We start from the raw sequence: 14,279 nt of genomic DNA, 5'->3' as shown, positions 1-14,279 counted from the left end.
ACACCGTCACTCTCATCGTCAGGTGTGTAATAAACTGGCGCGCACCTTGATCACCACCTTTTTGATGTCCATCGGAGCCTGTACCACGCAGCCCGGCTTATGCGGCTCGCCCGGCATAAAAATCACAAATCTTCCCGGCTTCAGTACCATCGCCTGCTCATCGGCAATCTGGCTACACAGCTGATAATCATCCTCAACGTGCATCTCTTCGCACTGACGAGCAGAATCAGTCATCCCGAACAGAATGCGTTCTTCACCAGATAACAGCACCTGAATATCAATGTACTCCCTGTGCAGTTCCGCTTTCTTTTGCTCCGGGCTCTGCGTTGCAAATTGCATAACATTCATAAAAATATTATCGCCCTGCAACTCGTAGCGCCCTGGCGTTTTCTCCTGCGGATTCGCCGCAACAGCCAGCGTTAACGCCTGCTGCAAAACCGGATGTAATCCGGCAGAAGGCAATGAACGCAACTCATCTGACATCATAATCAATCTCCCTGGGCCAACAGCGCGGCCCCCAGTAATCCAGCGTCATGACGGTAATGCGCCGCCCGTAATTCTACGTGGTAAGCCGAAGGCTCTTGTGCCAGATAGTTTTCCACCAGCGCCAGATACCCTTCTGCCAGCCCCACGCTGCCGCCAATCACCACAATCTGGCAATCGATCGTGGCCTTCACATCGGCGACAAGCCTTGCCAAAGTACGTGCCGAACGATGGATCAACCGACTGGCCTGCTCATCACCCTGCCCGGCGCGGCTAAAAATGGTTTTGGCGTCGCATCCAGCAAGCGCGCCTTCGGCAGCCGCCGCGATCCCACGACCGGAAGCGATCGCCTCGACACAACCCACACGCCCGCAACCGCACACCGGCCCATGCGGATCAGCCAGCGTATGTCCCAGATGCCCGGCCAGACCGCCAATCCCGGTCAGCAGCTTCCCATCACTTACCACCCCGCCGCCTACACCGGTGGAGACGGTGATAAACACCATATCGCGGTACTCTCCGCCAAGCGCATGATACTCAGCCCACGCCGCGGCCTGCGCGTCATTGACTGCCAGCGTCGGCAAAGCGGTGAGATCTTTTAGCGTTTGCACCAGAGGAAAATGCAGCAGCCCGCCGAGGTTGTGCGGGTTCAGCGCCAGTAGAGAACCGTCACGGATAATCCCCGTTGAGGCGATCGCCACCCGCGTTGCCTGCCCCTGTAGCGGCGCAACCAGTGCTTGTAACGCGGCACGCAGAGCATCCGGCGTTTTGCTGGCGGGCGTCGGCAATTCATGACGCTCTTGAATTTGCAGGCTGCTGTCTACCAGCGCGACAGCCAGTTTGGTGCCGCCAATATCAATCGACAGCGTGGTCATAGCACCGCCTTTTTAAGCGCTGTGTTGTACCACTGGCAAATGTGCTCCAGCCGGGTAATGGCTGAGCCGACTGTCACCGCCCAAGCGCCATGACGCATCGCCTCAGCGGCCTGCGCTGGCGTGTTGTAACGTCCTTCAGCAATCACCCGACAACCCGCGTCGCTTAAAGACTTCACCAGAGCCAGATCCGGCTCTTCGGGCGTTTCTGCCGTGGTATAGCCAGAAAGGGTAGTGCCAATGATTTCGGCACCGAGTTTCTGGCAGGCCATGCCATCCGCCATGGACGAACAGTCAGCCATCGCAAGGCGTTGGTGATGACGAATACGCGCCAGTAAGGTTTCTACAGGTACCGGACGTACGCGATCGGTACCGTCGATGGCGATGATGTCAGCACCTGCCTGCGCCAGCGCATCAACATCCTCCAGATATGCGGTGATGCGTACCGGAGAGTCATCAAGGTCACGCTTGAGAATGCCGATAATCGGCACCGAAACTACCGCCCTGGTCGCTTTCAGGTTTTCCACCCCTTCAATGCGTAACGCCACCGCGCCAGCCTGTTCTGCGGCCAGCGCCATCGCCGCAACAATTTCCGGTTTATCTAACGGGCTGTCAGGAACAGGCTGGCAGGAGACAATCAGCCCGCCGTTCGCGGCAATCTTGATATCCAGTTGTTCAAGTAACGACATGCTTATTCCCTTATGACTATTGCCCGGTGCAGGACCGGGCAAACGGATTAACTTTTGGATTTCACCATGGTGCTTTTGTCGCCGCCAAACGGCACGGCCCCGCTAAACGGTTTGCCATCAATGGCATCATGCGTACGCAATGCTTCAGGCCGCAGCCAGCGCTGTACGCGAGACGGCATATCGAGACCAATCAGCAGGATCACCACAAATGTCAGGCCGAAAGAGAGCGATCCCAACGCGGTGCCCAGATCCAGTCGTTGGGCAATCAGCGCACCGATGATCGGTGCCAACGCCCCGCCCAGTGCACCCACGTTGTAGGTGAAGCCCAGACCCGCCGCACGCTGGTCGGTATCGAAATAGCCGCCAATCAGTTTTGGTAAGATCCCGGAGATCCCCTGACCGAGCATTTGCTGGAAAAACAGCAGTAAACCCAGTACCCAGACGTTTGAGCCGCCAATCGCAAACACTGGAATAATCAGCAACTGCGAAGCCAGCAGACTGCAGACATAGGCCTTACGCGTGCCCAGCCAGTCGCCAAGAAAACCACCGACGCAACAACCGACCGCCGCGCCAAAGCCGCTAAAGAAGAGCACCCTGGCGACAGTGGAAGGGTCATACAGCAATTCGGTTTTCAGATAGGTTGGCAGCAGCGCCTGAATCGGCCATGAGTAAAGGAAGGCAAACAGCACAACCACCATCAGCATGACGCCCGTCGGCCAGCGTTTCCCGCTGCTTTGCACCATAAAACTAATGAAGATAAACGCGCATATCAGGCCAAGGACCGCCACGATAGCCGCATTTTGCAGGTTGCCTGCAAAGCAGAACCACAGCGCGGTTGCGGCGGCGAGAGTCATCACAATATTGATAACCCGATGTTCGCCCCGGTAGAGAATGTCCACCATCGTGCGTACCGGCGCTTTGCCTTCGTGTTTCTCTTTCCAGTCTTCCGCTTCCGGAATATTTTTACGCAGCCAGAGGGCGAAGATAATCGGCAAAATGCCGATGAAGAACAGCGCGCGCCATCCCCAGACCGGGACCACCAGGCTGTAGACCTGCGCGGCGATCACTGCGCCTACAGAGAAGCCGGAAATCAGGAAGCCGCTGGCTTTGTTTCGCAGGTGCCTGGGCCAGCTTTCAATAACATAAGTTGCGCTGGAGCCGTACTCACCAGCCATCCCCATACCGATAACCAGGCGGGCGATAAACATGGTGGTGTAGCCCGGCGCGAAGCCGCAGGCCAGCGTCCCCACAGAGAACAGAATGATACTGGTGACCATCGCCAGGCGGCGTCCATAACGATCGCCCATCGCGCCCAGCATTAACCCGCCAAACCAGCGGGAGATAAAAGCGGCCGAGATCAGACTGGCCGCCTGCACCGTCGTCAGTCCGAATTCGCCTTGTACTTCCGTCAGCACAAGGGCGATTAATACAAAATCAAAACCATCAAGCAAATATCCCAGCCAGGCGGCAGAAAATGCCCGCCATTGTGCCCGATTGAGATGGCGATACCACGGGATGCTCTGGGTAGAAGTACTCATTTTACTCTCCCGACGATCTTTATTTTCGTTGTGGTGCCGGATGGCGGATTCGCCTTATCCGGCCTACGAGTCTTGTTTTTGCAGGCCGGATAAGCATTGTGCTATCCGGCGTCCGATCAGTCGCGTTCCAGCATTAATTGCTGGGCCAGCGCTTTCAGTTCCGGCAGATATTGTTCATCTACCGGGGCAAATGGTTTACGGCACAGCGGAACAGAAACCACGTCCATATAGTGCAATACCGTCTTCAGGCCGCGGAACACGCCAACCTTAATGAGCAGATCGATAACCTTATTGCACTCGGTTTGCAGCTTTTGCGCCGTCCGGATGTCGCCTTCTTTGAGCGCTTTCACAATTCCCTGATAACGCCATCCCATAATGTTGTAAGTGCTACCGATACCGCCATCAGCGCCCGCCAGCAGACCAGAAGCGAAGATCTCGTCATAGCCGTTATAAAGCACCAGATCGGGGTGAGCGCGGCGGATCTGTTCCATCTGATAGAGATCGCCTGAGGTTTGCTTCAGCGCGCCAACGCCCGGCAACGTCACCAGCGTGTTGATCTGATCCAGCGTCAGTTTTACGCCGCTCAGCGCCGGGATGTTATAGACCACCATCGGCAAGCCATCAGCGGAATCAATAATTGCGCGGTAGTGATCGCAGTGCTCTTCAAAACTGAACGGATAGTAAAACGGTGTGACGGCCGAAACCGCATCAAAGCCGTAGCGATGCGCGGCACTCGCCAGCTGTTGGCTCTCTTCGGTACTCACTGTGCCAACGTGAGCGATCAGCGTCACCTTGCCTTTCGCTTCTTCGGCAACAATTTCCAGTACCTGCTCTCTCTCAACGCGGTTTTGGACAAATGCCTCACCCGTAGACCCACCGACATAGAGCCCGTCGATCCCTTGCCCAATGTTGAAACGCACCAGGCGGCGCAGGCTCTCAATGTCCAGTCGCTGTTGGCTATCGAATGGGGTTAACAACGCTGGCATTACGCCTTTTAAATCTCTTGCCATAGCTACCTCTGATGATGATTAGTGTTATCTGACTGCATACCTTTATACCTGTTATACCAGATCAAATAAGCAGCAATACAATACAGAACGCTTATAGTGCGATCTGCCTCACTAAACGATCGTCAGGATCGCGATTACTTACGCAATTTTTTACTTTTGCTGAAGGCGTGCCAGGTAGCGGAAACGCTGTTGAGATGTTCTTGCAGTGCGCGGTCAGCTTCCTCAGGGTCGCGCTGACGAATCGCGTCGACAATAGCGATATGCTGCTGATAACTCACGTTATTGTGCTCATACAACTCTTGGTCGGCTACGGTCGGACGGGCGGCAATCAGCCAGTCTAACAGCGCAACATGGATAGCCATAAAGATGGGATTGCCCGGGATCTCCGCCAGTATGCGGTGAAAATCAACGTCCGAGCGAATGAACAGCGTATTGTCATCGAGCGACTGGCTGTTGATCTCCAGTGCTTTCGCCAGTCTGTCGATTTGCTCATCCGTCGCATGTTCTGCGGCGTATCGTACCAGGCTGGATTCAAAGAACAGTCGCAGCTGTTCGAAGTGGGCAATGCCGCCGGGATGCGCGAGGAAATCTTTCGCCATACCGGACAGCTCGCTGATAATGGTATCAGCTGAAGGACGCGAAACGCGGGCGCGCTCGCCATTGTTGATTTGCACCAGACCTTTGCGTTTTAACGCTGCCAGCGCTTCTCGTACAGAAGGACGGCCCACGTTAAAGAAGGCCATCAGTTCCCGCTCAGATGGTAACTGTTCGCCCTCGCCAAATTCCCGACGACGAATCATCTGCTCCAGTTCTTCTTCAACCATTTCAGACAGTTTTTTACGCGCCAGCGGGCGGTTGCGTAAGCTACGGCCAATGGTGGATGGAGAGTCTTCAGCTTGCGAATCAAATGCGTTCATAGGGCCCATTCAGCTAAGTCGTGGTGACAAATAACAGCGGGTTTATCCTAACACAGGATCGAAAGCAGGGTGAAATGATGGTCAATCAGACTGCCGGGCTTATTGGCGGTCTAACGCATCCGGATATTTTGTTACGCTAAAACATTCAGCTTATCTTTAATTGAAAACAATCATATTCGCTTCGTGAAATTTATGAATATGAACGTGATAAATTATCATAACCATCTATTTTATAACGATAAATAATTTAAACATCGAATTAAAAATAAGATATTCACTCCATAAAAATCGCCCGAAAAAATATAACATCCGTTTGGACAACAGCGTTATTACCGGATTTATCTTCTTCTCTGGCATGGAGTGAAACAATGTTCGGCATCATTATCTCTGTCATCGTTTTATTAACGATGGGTTACCTGATCCTCAAAAACTACAAACCGCAGGTAGTGCTGGCAGCCGCGGGGATCTTCCTGATGATCTGCGGCGTCTGGCTAGGCTACGGCGCGCTGGTCGCTAACGACAAGAGCAGCGGCTATCTACTGGTCGATATTTACAACGAAATTCTGCGTATGCTTTCCAATCGGGCGGCCGGACTAGGGTTATCAATCATGGCGGTAGGTGGGTATGCCCGTTATATGGACAGGATGGGGGCCAGCAGAGCGATGGTTAGCCTGTTAAGCCGCCCGCTTAAGCTAATCCGCTCACCCTATGTTGTTCTTGCCGCCACCTATGTGATTGGTCAGATCATGGCGCAGTTCATCACCAGCGCTTCCGGGTTAGGCATGCTGCTGATGGTGACGCTGTTCCCGACGCTGGTCAGTCTTGGCGTGAGCCGTTTATCCGCGGTGGCGGTCATTGCCACTTCAATGTCAATTGAATGGGGCATTCTGGAAACCAACTCTATTTTTGCCGCGCAGGTGGCGGGCATGAAAATCGCTACCTACTTCTTTCACTATCAGTTACCCGTCGCATCGTGTGTTATCGTCGCCGTCGCTATTGCACATTTTTTCGTTCAGCGGCAGTTTGATAAAAAAGCATTCCCGGAAAGCTACGGATTCGCTGAACAAAAGACGCTGGAAAACGTGCCACCTCTCTATTACGCCATTCTACCCGTCATGCCGTTGCTTCTGATGTTGGGCTCGCTTGCCCTGGCACATATGGGGTTAATGAAAACAGAGCTGAATCTGGTGGTGGTCATGCTGATGAGCATGACGCTGACGATGTTTGTCGAGTTCCTGCATAAACATAATCTGCGCGAAACGATGGATGACGTGCAGGCCTTCTTTGACGGCATGGGAACCCAGTTTGCCAACGTTGTCACGCTGGTGGTCGCCGGTGAGATCTTTGCGAAAGGGTTGACGACTATCGGGACTGTCGACGCCGTAATAAAAGGTGCAGAGCATTCCGGCCTTGGCGGTATCGGCGTGATGATCATCATGGCCGTGGTCATTGCCGCCTGTGCGATTGTCATGGGGTCAGGTAACGCGCCGTTTATGTCTTTTGCCAGCCTGATTCCAGATATTGCCGCCGGACTACATATTCCTGCGGTAGTGATGATTATGCCGATGCATTTTGCTACTACGCTGGCCCGGGCGGTATCCCCCATTACAGCGGTCATTGTGGTGACATCAGGTATTGCGGGCGTATCGCCCTTTGAGGTGGTAAAACGTACGGCCATTCCGATGGCGGTGGGATTTGTGGTCAATATGATAGCCACCATCACGCTGTTTTACTGATCCCGAAGGCAGAAAACAGAACAGGCCCCAAAGGGCCTGTTTTTTTATTTCACTACGCGTAGCGCTGGACGCCCACCGCGTGGCGGCGGCGGAGTGTCATCCGGATCGTTGTCGTCGCCATTGTCAGGCTTATCGCCATCAATGACCGACATGACCGTTTCACTCTCAAAACCAGGTGCGTCGTTGTCGTCATCATTTAAGCTGGCGACATCTTCGTCGTAGGCGGCTTCCGGCTCGAACATAGTACCGGCGCCATTTTCACGAGCATAAATTGCCAGAACTGCCGCCAGCGGTACAGAAACCTGACGCGGCACACCACCGAAGCGCGCGTTAAAGCGCACTTCATCGTTAGCCAGTTCCAGGTTACCCACCGCACGCGGTGCGATATTCAGAACAATTTGCCCATCACGCGCATATTCCATAGGAACCTGCACGTCCTGAAGCGTCACATCCACCACCAGGTGCGGCGTAAGCTGGTTGTCTAACAACCACTCATAGAATGCGCGCAGCAGATACGGACGGCGTGGTGTTAGCTGTGGCAAATCCATACAGGTTAACCCCGGCCCAGACGCATTTCACGTTCAGGCTCAGTCAGAGAAGCCAGGAAAGAATCACGTTCAAAGACGCGAGTCATGTACCCTTTCAGTTCTTTCGAACCTGCACCGTTGAATTCAATGCCCAGCTGCGGTAAACGCCACAGCAGCGGCGCCAGGTAGCAGTCTACCAGGCTGAACTCATCGCTCAGGAAGTAAGGTTTCTGGCCAAATACTGGTGCAATTGCCAGCAGTTCTTCGCGCAGACGCTTACGCGCGACTTCGGCTTCAGAAGCAGAACCGTTCACGATGACGTTCATCAGCGTGTACCAGTCTTTTTCAATACGCTGCATGTACAGGCGGCTTTCACCACGCGCAACCGGGTAAACCGGCATCAGCGGCGGATGCGGGAAGCGCTCATCCAGGTATTCCATAATGATGCGAGATTCCCACAGGGTCAGCTCACGATCCACCAGTGTCGGTACGCTCTGATTCGGGTTGAGGTCGATCAGATCCTGCGGTGGATTGTCCTTCTCCACATGCTCAATCTCGAAACTAACACCTTTCTCAGCCAGCACAATGCGGACCTGATGGCTATAGATGTCAGTAGGACCAGAAAACAGCGTCATTACCGAACGTTTGTTGGCAGCGACAGCCATGAAAACCTCCAGGTATATTCAGAATTTTTACTGCTACCAGCCACTAAGTGGCCAGCCAGAAGTGATGTCACCCATATTCGGGAAAGCCATTACTGTTCAAAATACAAACAAAAAATGAACGATACCGGACATTTGGGCAGAAAATTGGATGATAGTTTACCAGATTTTGTGACCTTTGTGGTGAGTCGATTCTTGAAATGGGGAAAAAGAGGTGGCAATCAGCGGATTACCGTGGTTATACGGAGAGCAGTAACGATAAAAAAACCCGCCGAAGCGGGTTTTTTCGCAAATTGTCGTCTGCCGAAGCAGAGTACAATTAACGTTTGGAGAACTGAGGACGACGACGTGCTTTACGCAGACCGACTTTCTTACGTTCAACCTGACGAGCATCACGGGTAACGAAGCCAGCTTTACGCAGTTCGCCACGCAGGGATTCGTCGTACTCCATCAGAGCGCGGGTGATACCGTGACGGATCGCACCAGCCTGACCAGAGATACCACCACCTTTAACAGTGATGTACAGATCCAGTTTCTCAACCATGTCGACCAGTTCCAGCGGCTGACGAACTACCATGCGGGCAGTTTCACGACCGAAGTACTGTTCCAGAGAACGTTGGTTGATTACGATTTTACCACTGCCCGGTTTGATGAAAACGCGAGCTGCGGAACTTTTGCGGCGACCAGTGCCGTAGTATTGATTTTCAGCCATTGCCTATAATCCCGATTAGATGTCAAGAACTTGCGGTTGCTGTGCCGCGTGGTTGTGCTCGTTGCCAGCGTAAACTTTCAGTTTACGGAACATAGCACGACCCAGCGGGCCTTTTGGCAGCATGCCTTTAACCGCGATTTCAAGCACACGCTCAGGACGGCGAGCAATCATCTCTTCAAAGGTCGCTTGTTTGATACCGCCGATGTGACCGGTGTGGTGATAGTACACTTTGTCAGTACGCTTGTTGCCAGTTACAGCAACTTTGTCAGCGTTCAGAACGATGATGTAATCACCGGTATCTACGTGCGGAGTATATTCCGCTTTGTGCTTACCGCGCAGGCGCAGAGCCAGTTCGGAAGCCAGACGGCCCAGAGTTTTACCGGTCGCGTCAACAACATACCAGTCGCGTTTTACGGTTTCTGGTTTAGCTGTAAAAGTTTTCATTAAAAGCTTACCCAAATAAATAAGTTACACGTTGGTGAACACCCAAACGTTTTGTCAGTTGAGGTTCACACGACATTGTCCAGCAAACCTACCCCTTCGAATAGCCTATGCCGGCGCATAGAAAGTTTTGGGAAAAAAACTCTCTCGTAACGTGGGGTCGCAAGATTATAGAGAAGTCAGGGTCAAAGATCGACCCCTTTATGTGATTTGCAGCAGGTTTAACCGGCTAAATGTTCCCGCTTCAGATACTCTTCGCTTTGCATCTCCTGCAAACGCGACAAACAACGCTGAAATTCAAACTTCAGACGCTCGCCCTGATAAATTTCATAAAGTGGTGAGGCCGCACTGACCACCAGCTTAACGTGGCGTTCGTAGAACTCATCCACCAGTGCGATAAAACGCCGCGCTTCGCTCTCCATCAGCGTCGTCATGACCGGCACATCAGACAACAGCACCGTATGAAACAGACGCGATAGCGCAATGTAGTCATGCTGACTACGCGCATCGACACAGAGCGTGGTGAACGACACCGCCAGCGTTTGGTTTTCGACGGCCAGCGTCTGCATCGGACGATGATTGATCTCCAACGTCGGCGCATGTTCACTTTTCGTTCCCGCTAATGCCAGCCAGAGCTTGTCCATCTGCTGGCGGGTTTCCTCATTCAGTGGCGACAACCACAAATGCGCCTGCGTTAAGGTGCGCAGACGATAATCGACGCCAGCATCGACATTCATGATGTCACAATGCTGTTTGATGGCATCAATGGCAGGAAGAAAACGCGTGCGTTGCAAACCGTTGCGATACAGCTCATCAGGCGGAATATTGGAGGTTGCCACCAGCGTAATACCACGGGCAAACAGCGCCTTCATCAGACCGCCGAGCAGCATGGCGTCGGTGATGTCAGAAACAAAAAATTCGTCAAAGCACAGCACGTCCGTTTCGGCCTTAAAGCGGTCGGCAATGATTTCCAGCGGATCGCTCTGCCCCTGCAGGGCCGTAAGCTCTTCATGGACGCGCAGCATAAAACGGTGAAAGTGCAAACGCTGTTTACGCCCGCCCGGCAGGCTATGGAAGAACAGATCCATCAGCCACGTTTTTCCTCGCCCGACTCCGCCCCACATATACAGACCACGCACTGGCGCGTTGGTCGGTGACTCACGCTTTCCCAGCAATTTGCCAAAACGCGCCATCAGTCCGCTCTCCTGCGGCGCAGGACGTGCTGGCGTCGAAAGCGCCTGGAAAATTGTTTCCAGTCGATTCACTGCTTCTTGTTGTACGTTGTCGGGCTGATGACTGCCGTCTTTGAGGGCTTGCTGGTAACGCGATGTCGGGGAAAGGCTTTGCATGATGTTATTGTTATTCCTTGAGAATCGATGTGCCGTCGCTCACGGTTGACGAAAAAAAGGCCGTTCTACATTACGTGATATAAACACGGGATTCCACTTCTACGGGATTAGCGGTTATAGTGGCATAATCAGGCGCAGGCATGGAGCCTAAAGCCAACACCCTACGGAAACACAAGACAACGGGAGATGTTCATGACCTGGGAATATGCGCTAATTGGGTTAGTCGTCGGTATCATTATTGGTGCTGTAGCCATGCGTTTTGGTAATCGTAAATTACGCCAACAGCAGGCATTGCAGTACGAACTGGAAAAAAATAAAGCTGAGCTGGAAGAGTACCGCGAAGAGCTGGTGAGCCACTTTGCCCGCAGCGCTGAACTGCTGGATAACATGGCGGACGATTATCGTCAGATCTACCAGCATATGGCGAAAAGCTCCAGCAACCTGCTGCCGGGTATGTCACCGGAAAATAATCCGTTCCGTAATCGTCTGGCAGAGTCCGAAGCGGGTAACGATCAGGCGCCGGTTCAGATGCCGCGTGACTATTCTGAAGGCGCATCTGGCCTGCTGCGTAGTGGCGCAAAGCGCGACTAACTGCACATCGTTAAGAAATTTATTGGGCGCAGCAATTGCGCCCTCCGCTTCTCTTCCTGTCCCAGCTATTATTTAGTCGTTAGCCTCATTGTGACCAAACCGAAAATTCAATAACATCAAACTGTTTTGAATCATCTTCCGTTTACTCAAGGTACGAGAGCAGGATCCATGAAAAAACACACCCAGCTGTTGAGTGCATTAGCGTTAAGTGTCGGGTTAACTCTCTCGGCGCCATTCCCAGCCGCAGCGTCGATTCCCGGCCAGGTTCCCGGTCAGGCTGCGCTCCCCAGCCTCGCCCCGATGCTGGAGAAAGTGTTACCTGCCGTGGTGAGCGTAAGGGTCGAAGGCACCGCCGCTCAGGGGCAGAAAGTCCCGGAAGAGTTCAAAAAGTTTTTTGGTGATGAACTTCCCGATCAACCTGCACAACCTTTTGAAGGGCTGGGTTCCGGGGTCATCATTGATGCCGCCAAAGGCTACGTCCTGACCAATAATCACGTCATCAATCAGGCGCAAAAAATCAGCGTTCAGCTTAACGATGGCCGTGAGTTCGACGCTAAGCTTATCGGCAGCGACGACCAGAGCGATATCGCTCTGCTGCAAATTCAACACCCCAGCAACCTGACGCAAATTGCCATTGCCGACTCCGACAAACTCCGCGTCGGTGATTTCGCGGTGGCCGTGGGTAACCCGTTTGGTTTGGGGCAAACGGCCACCTCCGGCATCGTATCGGCTTTGGGTCGCAGCGGGTTGAACCTGGAAGGTCTGGAAAACTTTATTCAGACCGACGCCTCCATCAACCGGGGTAACTCCGGCGGCGCGTTGCTAAACCTCAATGGTGAGCTGATTGGCATTAACACCGCGATTCTGGCCCCCGGCGGCGGTAGCATCGGTATTGGTTTTGCGATCCCGAGCAATATGGCACGTACGCTGGCGCAGCAACTGATGCAGTTTGGTGAAATCAAACGTGGTCTGCTGGGAATTAAAGGCACCGAAATGACCGCCGATATCGCCAAAGCGTTCAAACTGGACGTGCAGCGCGGCGCGTTTGTCAGCGAGGTTCTGCCTAACTCTGGCTCCGCAAAAGCAGGTGTGAAGTCTGGTGATGTCATTACCAGCCTCAACGGCAAACCGCTCAACAGCTTCGCCGAACTGCGTTCACGCATAGCGACAACCGAACCAGGGACCAAAGTCAAACTGGGCCTGCTGCGTAACGGTAAACCGCTGGAGGTTGAAGTAACCCTGGATACCAGTACATCATCGTCCGCCAGCGCGGAGATGATTGCTCCTGCGTTGCAAGGGGCTACGCTCAGTGACGGTCAGCTTAAAGACGGCACCAAAGGCATCAAAATTGATAACGTTGAAAAAAGTAGCCCAGCCGCGCAGGCCGGTCTGCATAAAGATGACGTTATCATTGGCGTTAACCGCGATCGTGTAAACTCGATCGCCGAAATGCGTAAAGTGCTGGAAACGAAACCGTCGATCATCGCTCTGCAGGTAGTTCGTGGTAACGAGAGTATTTACCTGCTCCTGCGTTAACGCATGCAACCGGACATCAGCCCCCCGTGTGATGTCCGGTAAACTCGTGATATGCTGCTGCCGTTCCCTTTATTAATGACGCCGCCATCATGTTTGTGAAGCTTTTACGTTCGGTCGCGATTGGTTTAATCGTCGGCGCTATTCTGCTGGCCGCGATGCCCTCTCTGCGAAAAATAAATACGCTTACCGCGCCACAGTTCGACAGTGCAGATGAAACGCCCGCCAGCTATAACCCGGCGGTTCGCCGTGCAGCGCCTGCCGTCGTTAACGTTTATAACCGTAGTATGAACAGCACAGCACATAACCAGCTTGAGATCCGCACACTCGGCTCAGGCGTTATCATGGATCAGCGCGGCTATATCATTACCAATAAGCACGTCATTAATGATGCCGACCAAATCATCGTCGCGTTGCAGGATGGGCGTGTATTCGAAGCGCTGCTTGTGGGTTCTGATACGTTAACCGATCTTGCGGTGCTGAAAATCAACGCGACTGGCGGACTGCCGACAATTCCAATTAATAACAAACGCGTGCCGCACATCGGCGATGTCGTCCTCGCCATTGGTAACCCGTACAACCTTGGGCAAACCATCACTCAGGGGATTATCAGCGCCACCGGTCGTATTGGCCTGAACCCGACTGGACGGCAAAACTTCCTGCAAACGGATGCCTCCATCAACCACGGCAACTCCGGCGGCGCGTTGGTCAACTCGCTGGGCGAGTTAATGGGTATTAACACGCTGTCATTTGATAAGAGCAACGATGGCGAAACCCCGGAAGGGATCGGCTTTGCTATTCCGTTTCAGTTGGCAACCAAAATCATGGATAAGCTGATTCGTGACGGACGCGTGATTCGTGGCTACATCGGCATCAGCGGTCGCGAAATTGCGCCACTGCACGCCCAGGGCGGCGGGATGGATCAAATTCAGGGGATTGTAGTTAACGAAGTGGCCCCAGACGGTCCGGCAGCGCAGGCAGGAATTCAGGTTAACGATCTGATTATTTCGGTCAATAACAAACCGGCGGTATCTGCGCTGGAGACCATGGACCAGGTGGCAGAGATTCGCCCTGGTTCGGTTATCTCAGTTGTCGTGATGCGTGATGACAAGCAGTTGACGCTGCAGGTAACGATTCAGGAATACCCGGCTACAAACTAAATCACAAACGAAATGATGTAAAAAAACCGGAGATAGCTCCGGTTTTTTTATGCGTCAAA

The 14,279-nt window shown here is 53.2% G+C and carries 15 protein-coding genes; 4 read left to right on the top strand and 11 right to left on the bottom strand.

Annotation, left to right across the window (positions count from 1 at the left end; genetic code table 11):
* Positions 1-18: 18 nt before the first annotated feature.
* The 6 genes from nanQ to nanR all read right to left on the bottom strand — a co-directional run bounded on the left by nanQ (position 19) and on the right by nanR (position 5,518).
* Complete coding sequence (gene nanQ, locus GFC06_RS06955; protein ID WP_016154699.1) at positions 19-486, bottom strand: N-acetylneuraminate anomerase; 468 nt, start codon at positions 484-486, stop codon at positions 19-21.
* A 2-nt stretch (positions 487-488) separates the two neighbouring features.
* Entirely contained in the window at positions 489-1,358 is an 870-nt protein-coding gene (gene nanK / locus GFC06_RS06950) for an N-acetylmannosamine kinase (RefSeq protein WP_047413946.1), read from the bottom strand.
* Entirely contained in the window at positions 1,355-2,044 is a 690-nt protein-coding gene (locus GFC06_RS06945; protein WP_153689974.1) for an N-acetylmannosamine-6-phosphate 2-epimerase, read from the bottom strand. Before GFC06_RS06945 ends, nanK begins: the two co-directional genes overlap by 4 nt.
* 47 nt (positions 2,045-2,091) lie before the next feature.
* The gene (gene nanT / locus GFC06_RS06940) at positions 2,092-3,582 is read right to left on the bottom strand and encodes a sialic acid transporter NanT (RefSeq protein ID WP_016154702.1); all 1,491 of its coding nucleotides are present in this window, start codon (positions 3,580-3,582) and stop codon (positions 2,092-2,094) included.
* A 116-nt stretch (positions 3,583-3,698) separates the two neighbouring features.
* Positions 3,699-4,592, bottom strand: a complete 894-nt coding sequence (gene nanA / locus GFC06_RS06935) for an N-acetylneuraminate lyase (RefSeq protein ID WP_016157581.1) — start codon at positions 4,590-4,592, stop codon at positions 3,699-3,701.
* A 134-nt stretch (positions 4,593-4,726) separates the two neighbouring features.
* Entirely contained in the window at positions 4,727-5,518 is a 792-nt protein-coding gene (gene nanR, locus GFC06_RS06930) for a transcriptional regulator NanR (RefSeq protein ID WP_016154704.1), read from the bottom strand.
* A 359-nt stretch (positions 5,519-5,877) separates the two neighbouring features.
* Between nanR and dcuC the strand changes: the two genes are divergently transcribed.
* Complete coding sequence (gene dcuC / locus GFC06_RS06925; RefSeq protein WP_153689973.1) at positions 5,878-7,245, top strand: anaerobic C4-dicarboxylate transporter DcuC; 1,368 nt, start codon at positions 5,878-5,880, stop codon at positions 7,243-7,245.
* A 44-nt stretch (positions 7,246-7,289) separates the two neighbouring features.
* Here dcuC and sspB read toward each other — a convergent pair whose 3' ends face one another.
* From sspB to zapE, 5 genes are all read right to left on the bottom strand, one after another.
* Positions 7,290-7,793 (bottom strand): ClpXP protease specificity-enhancing factor, encoded by a 504-nt coding sequence (gene sspB, locus GFC06_RS06920; protein WP_016154706.1) that lies wholly within the window; start codon positions 7,791-7,793, stop codon positions 7,290-7,292.
* A 5-nt stretch (positions 7,794-7,798) separates the two neighbouring features.
* Positions 7,799-8,437 (bottom strand): stringent starvation protein SspA, encoded by a 639-nt coding sequence (gene sspA / locus GFC06_RS06915; RefSeq protein ID WP_003025132.1) that lies wholly within the window; start codon positions 8,435-8,437, stop codon positions 7,799-7,801.
* A 316-nt stretch (positions 8,438-8,753) separates the two neighbouring features.
* A complete protein-coding gene (gene rpsI / locus GFC06_RS06910) occupies positions 8,754-9,146 on the bottom strand; it encodes a 30S ribosomal protein S9 (protein ID WP_003025138.1) in 393 nt (130 codons plus the stop codon).
* Between the two features lie 15 nt (positions 9,147-9,161).
* Complete coding sequence (gene rplM, locus GFC06_RS06905) at positions 9,162-9,590, bottom strand: 50S ribosomal protein L13 (protein ID WP_003025141.1); 429 nt, start codon at positions 9,588-9,590, stop codon at positions 9,162-9,164.
* Between the two features lie 218 nt (positions 9,591-9,808).
* Positions 9,809-10,936 carry a cell division protein ZapE gene (gene zapE, locus GFC06_RS06900; protein WP_047358535.1) on the bottom strand — a complete coding sequence of 376 codons (1,128 nt, stop codon included), beginning with the start codon at positions 10,934-10,936 and terminating at the stop codon, positions 9,809-9,811.
* Positions 10,937-11,128: 192 nt separating this feature from the next.
* Here zapE and zapG point away from each other — a divergent pair, with 192 nt between their 5' ends.
* From zapG to degS, 3 genes are all read left to right on the top strand, one after another.
* Positions 11,129-11,527, top strand: coding sequence for a Z-ring associated protein ZapG (gene zapG, locus GFC06_RS06895; RefSeq protein WP_003025147.1), 399 nt, complete (start codon positions 11,129-11,131; stop codon positions 11,525-11,527).
* A gap of 168 nt (positions 11,528-11,695) precedes the next feature.
* Positions 11,696-13,063 (top strand): serine endoprotease DegQ, encoded by a 1,368-nt coding sequence (gene degQ / locus GFC06_RS06890; protein ID WP_016154708.1) that lies wholly within the window; start codon positions 11,696-11,698, stop codon positions 13,061-13,063.
* Positions 13,064-13,152: 89 nt separating this feature from the next.
* Positions 13,153-14,220, top strand: coding sequence for an outer membrane-stress sensor serine endopeptidase DegS (gene degS / locus GFC06_RS06885; RefSeq protein ID WP_003025154.1), 1,068 nt, complete (start codon positions 13,153-13,155; stop codon positions 14,218-14,220).
* Positions 14,221-14,279 lie beyond the last annotated feature (59 nt).

Source organism: Citrobacter braakii, assembly GCF_009648935.1.
GTDB classification, from domain to species: domain Bacteria; phylum Pseudomonadota; class Gammaproteobacteria; order Enterobacterales; family Enterobacteriaceae; genus Citrobacter; species Citrobacter braakii.
Note: the sequence above shows the minus strand (reverse complement) of the source record. Positions and strands in the feature narration are given on the sequence as shown.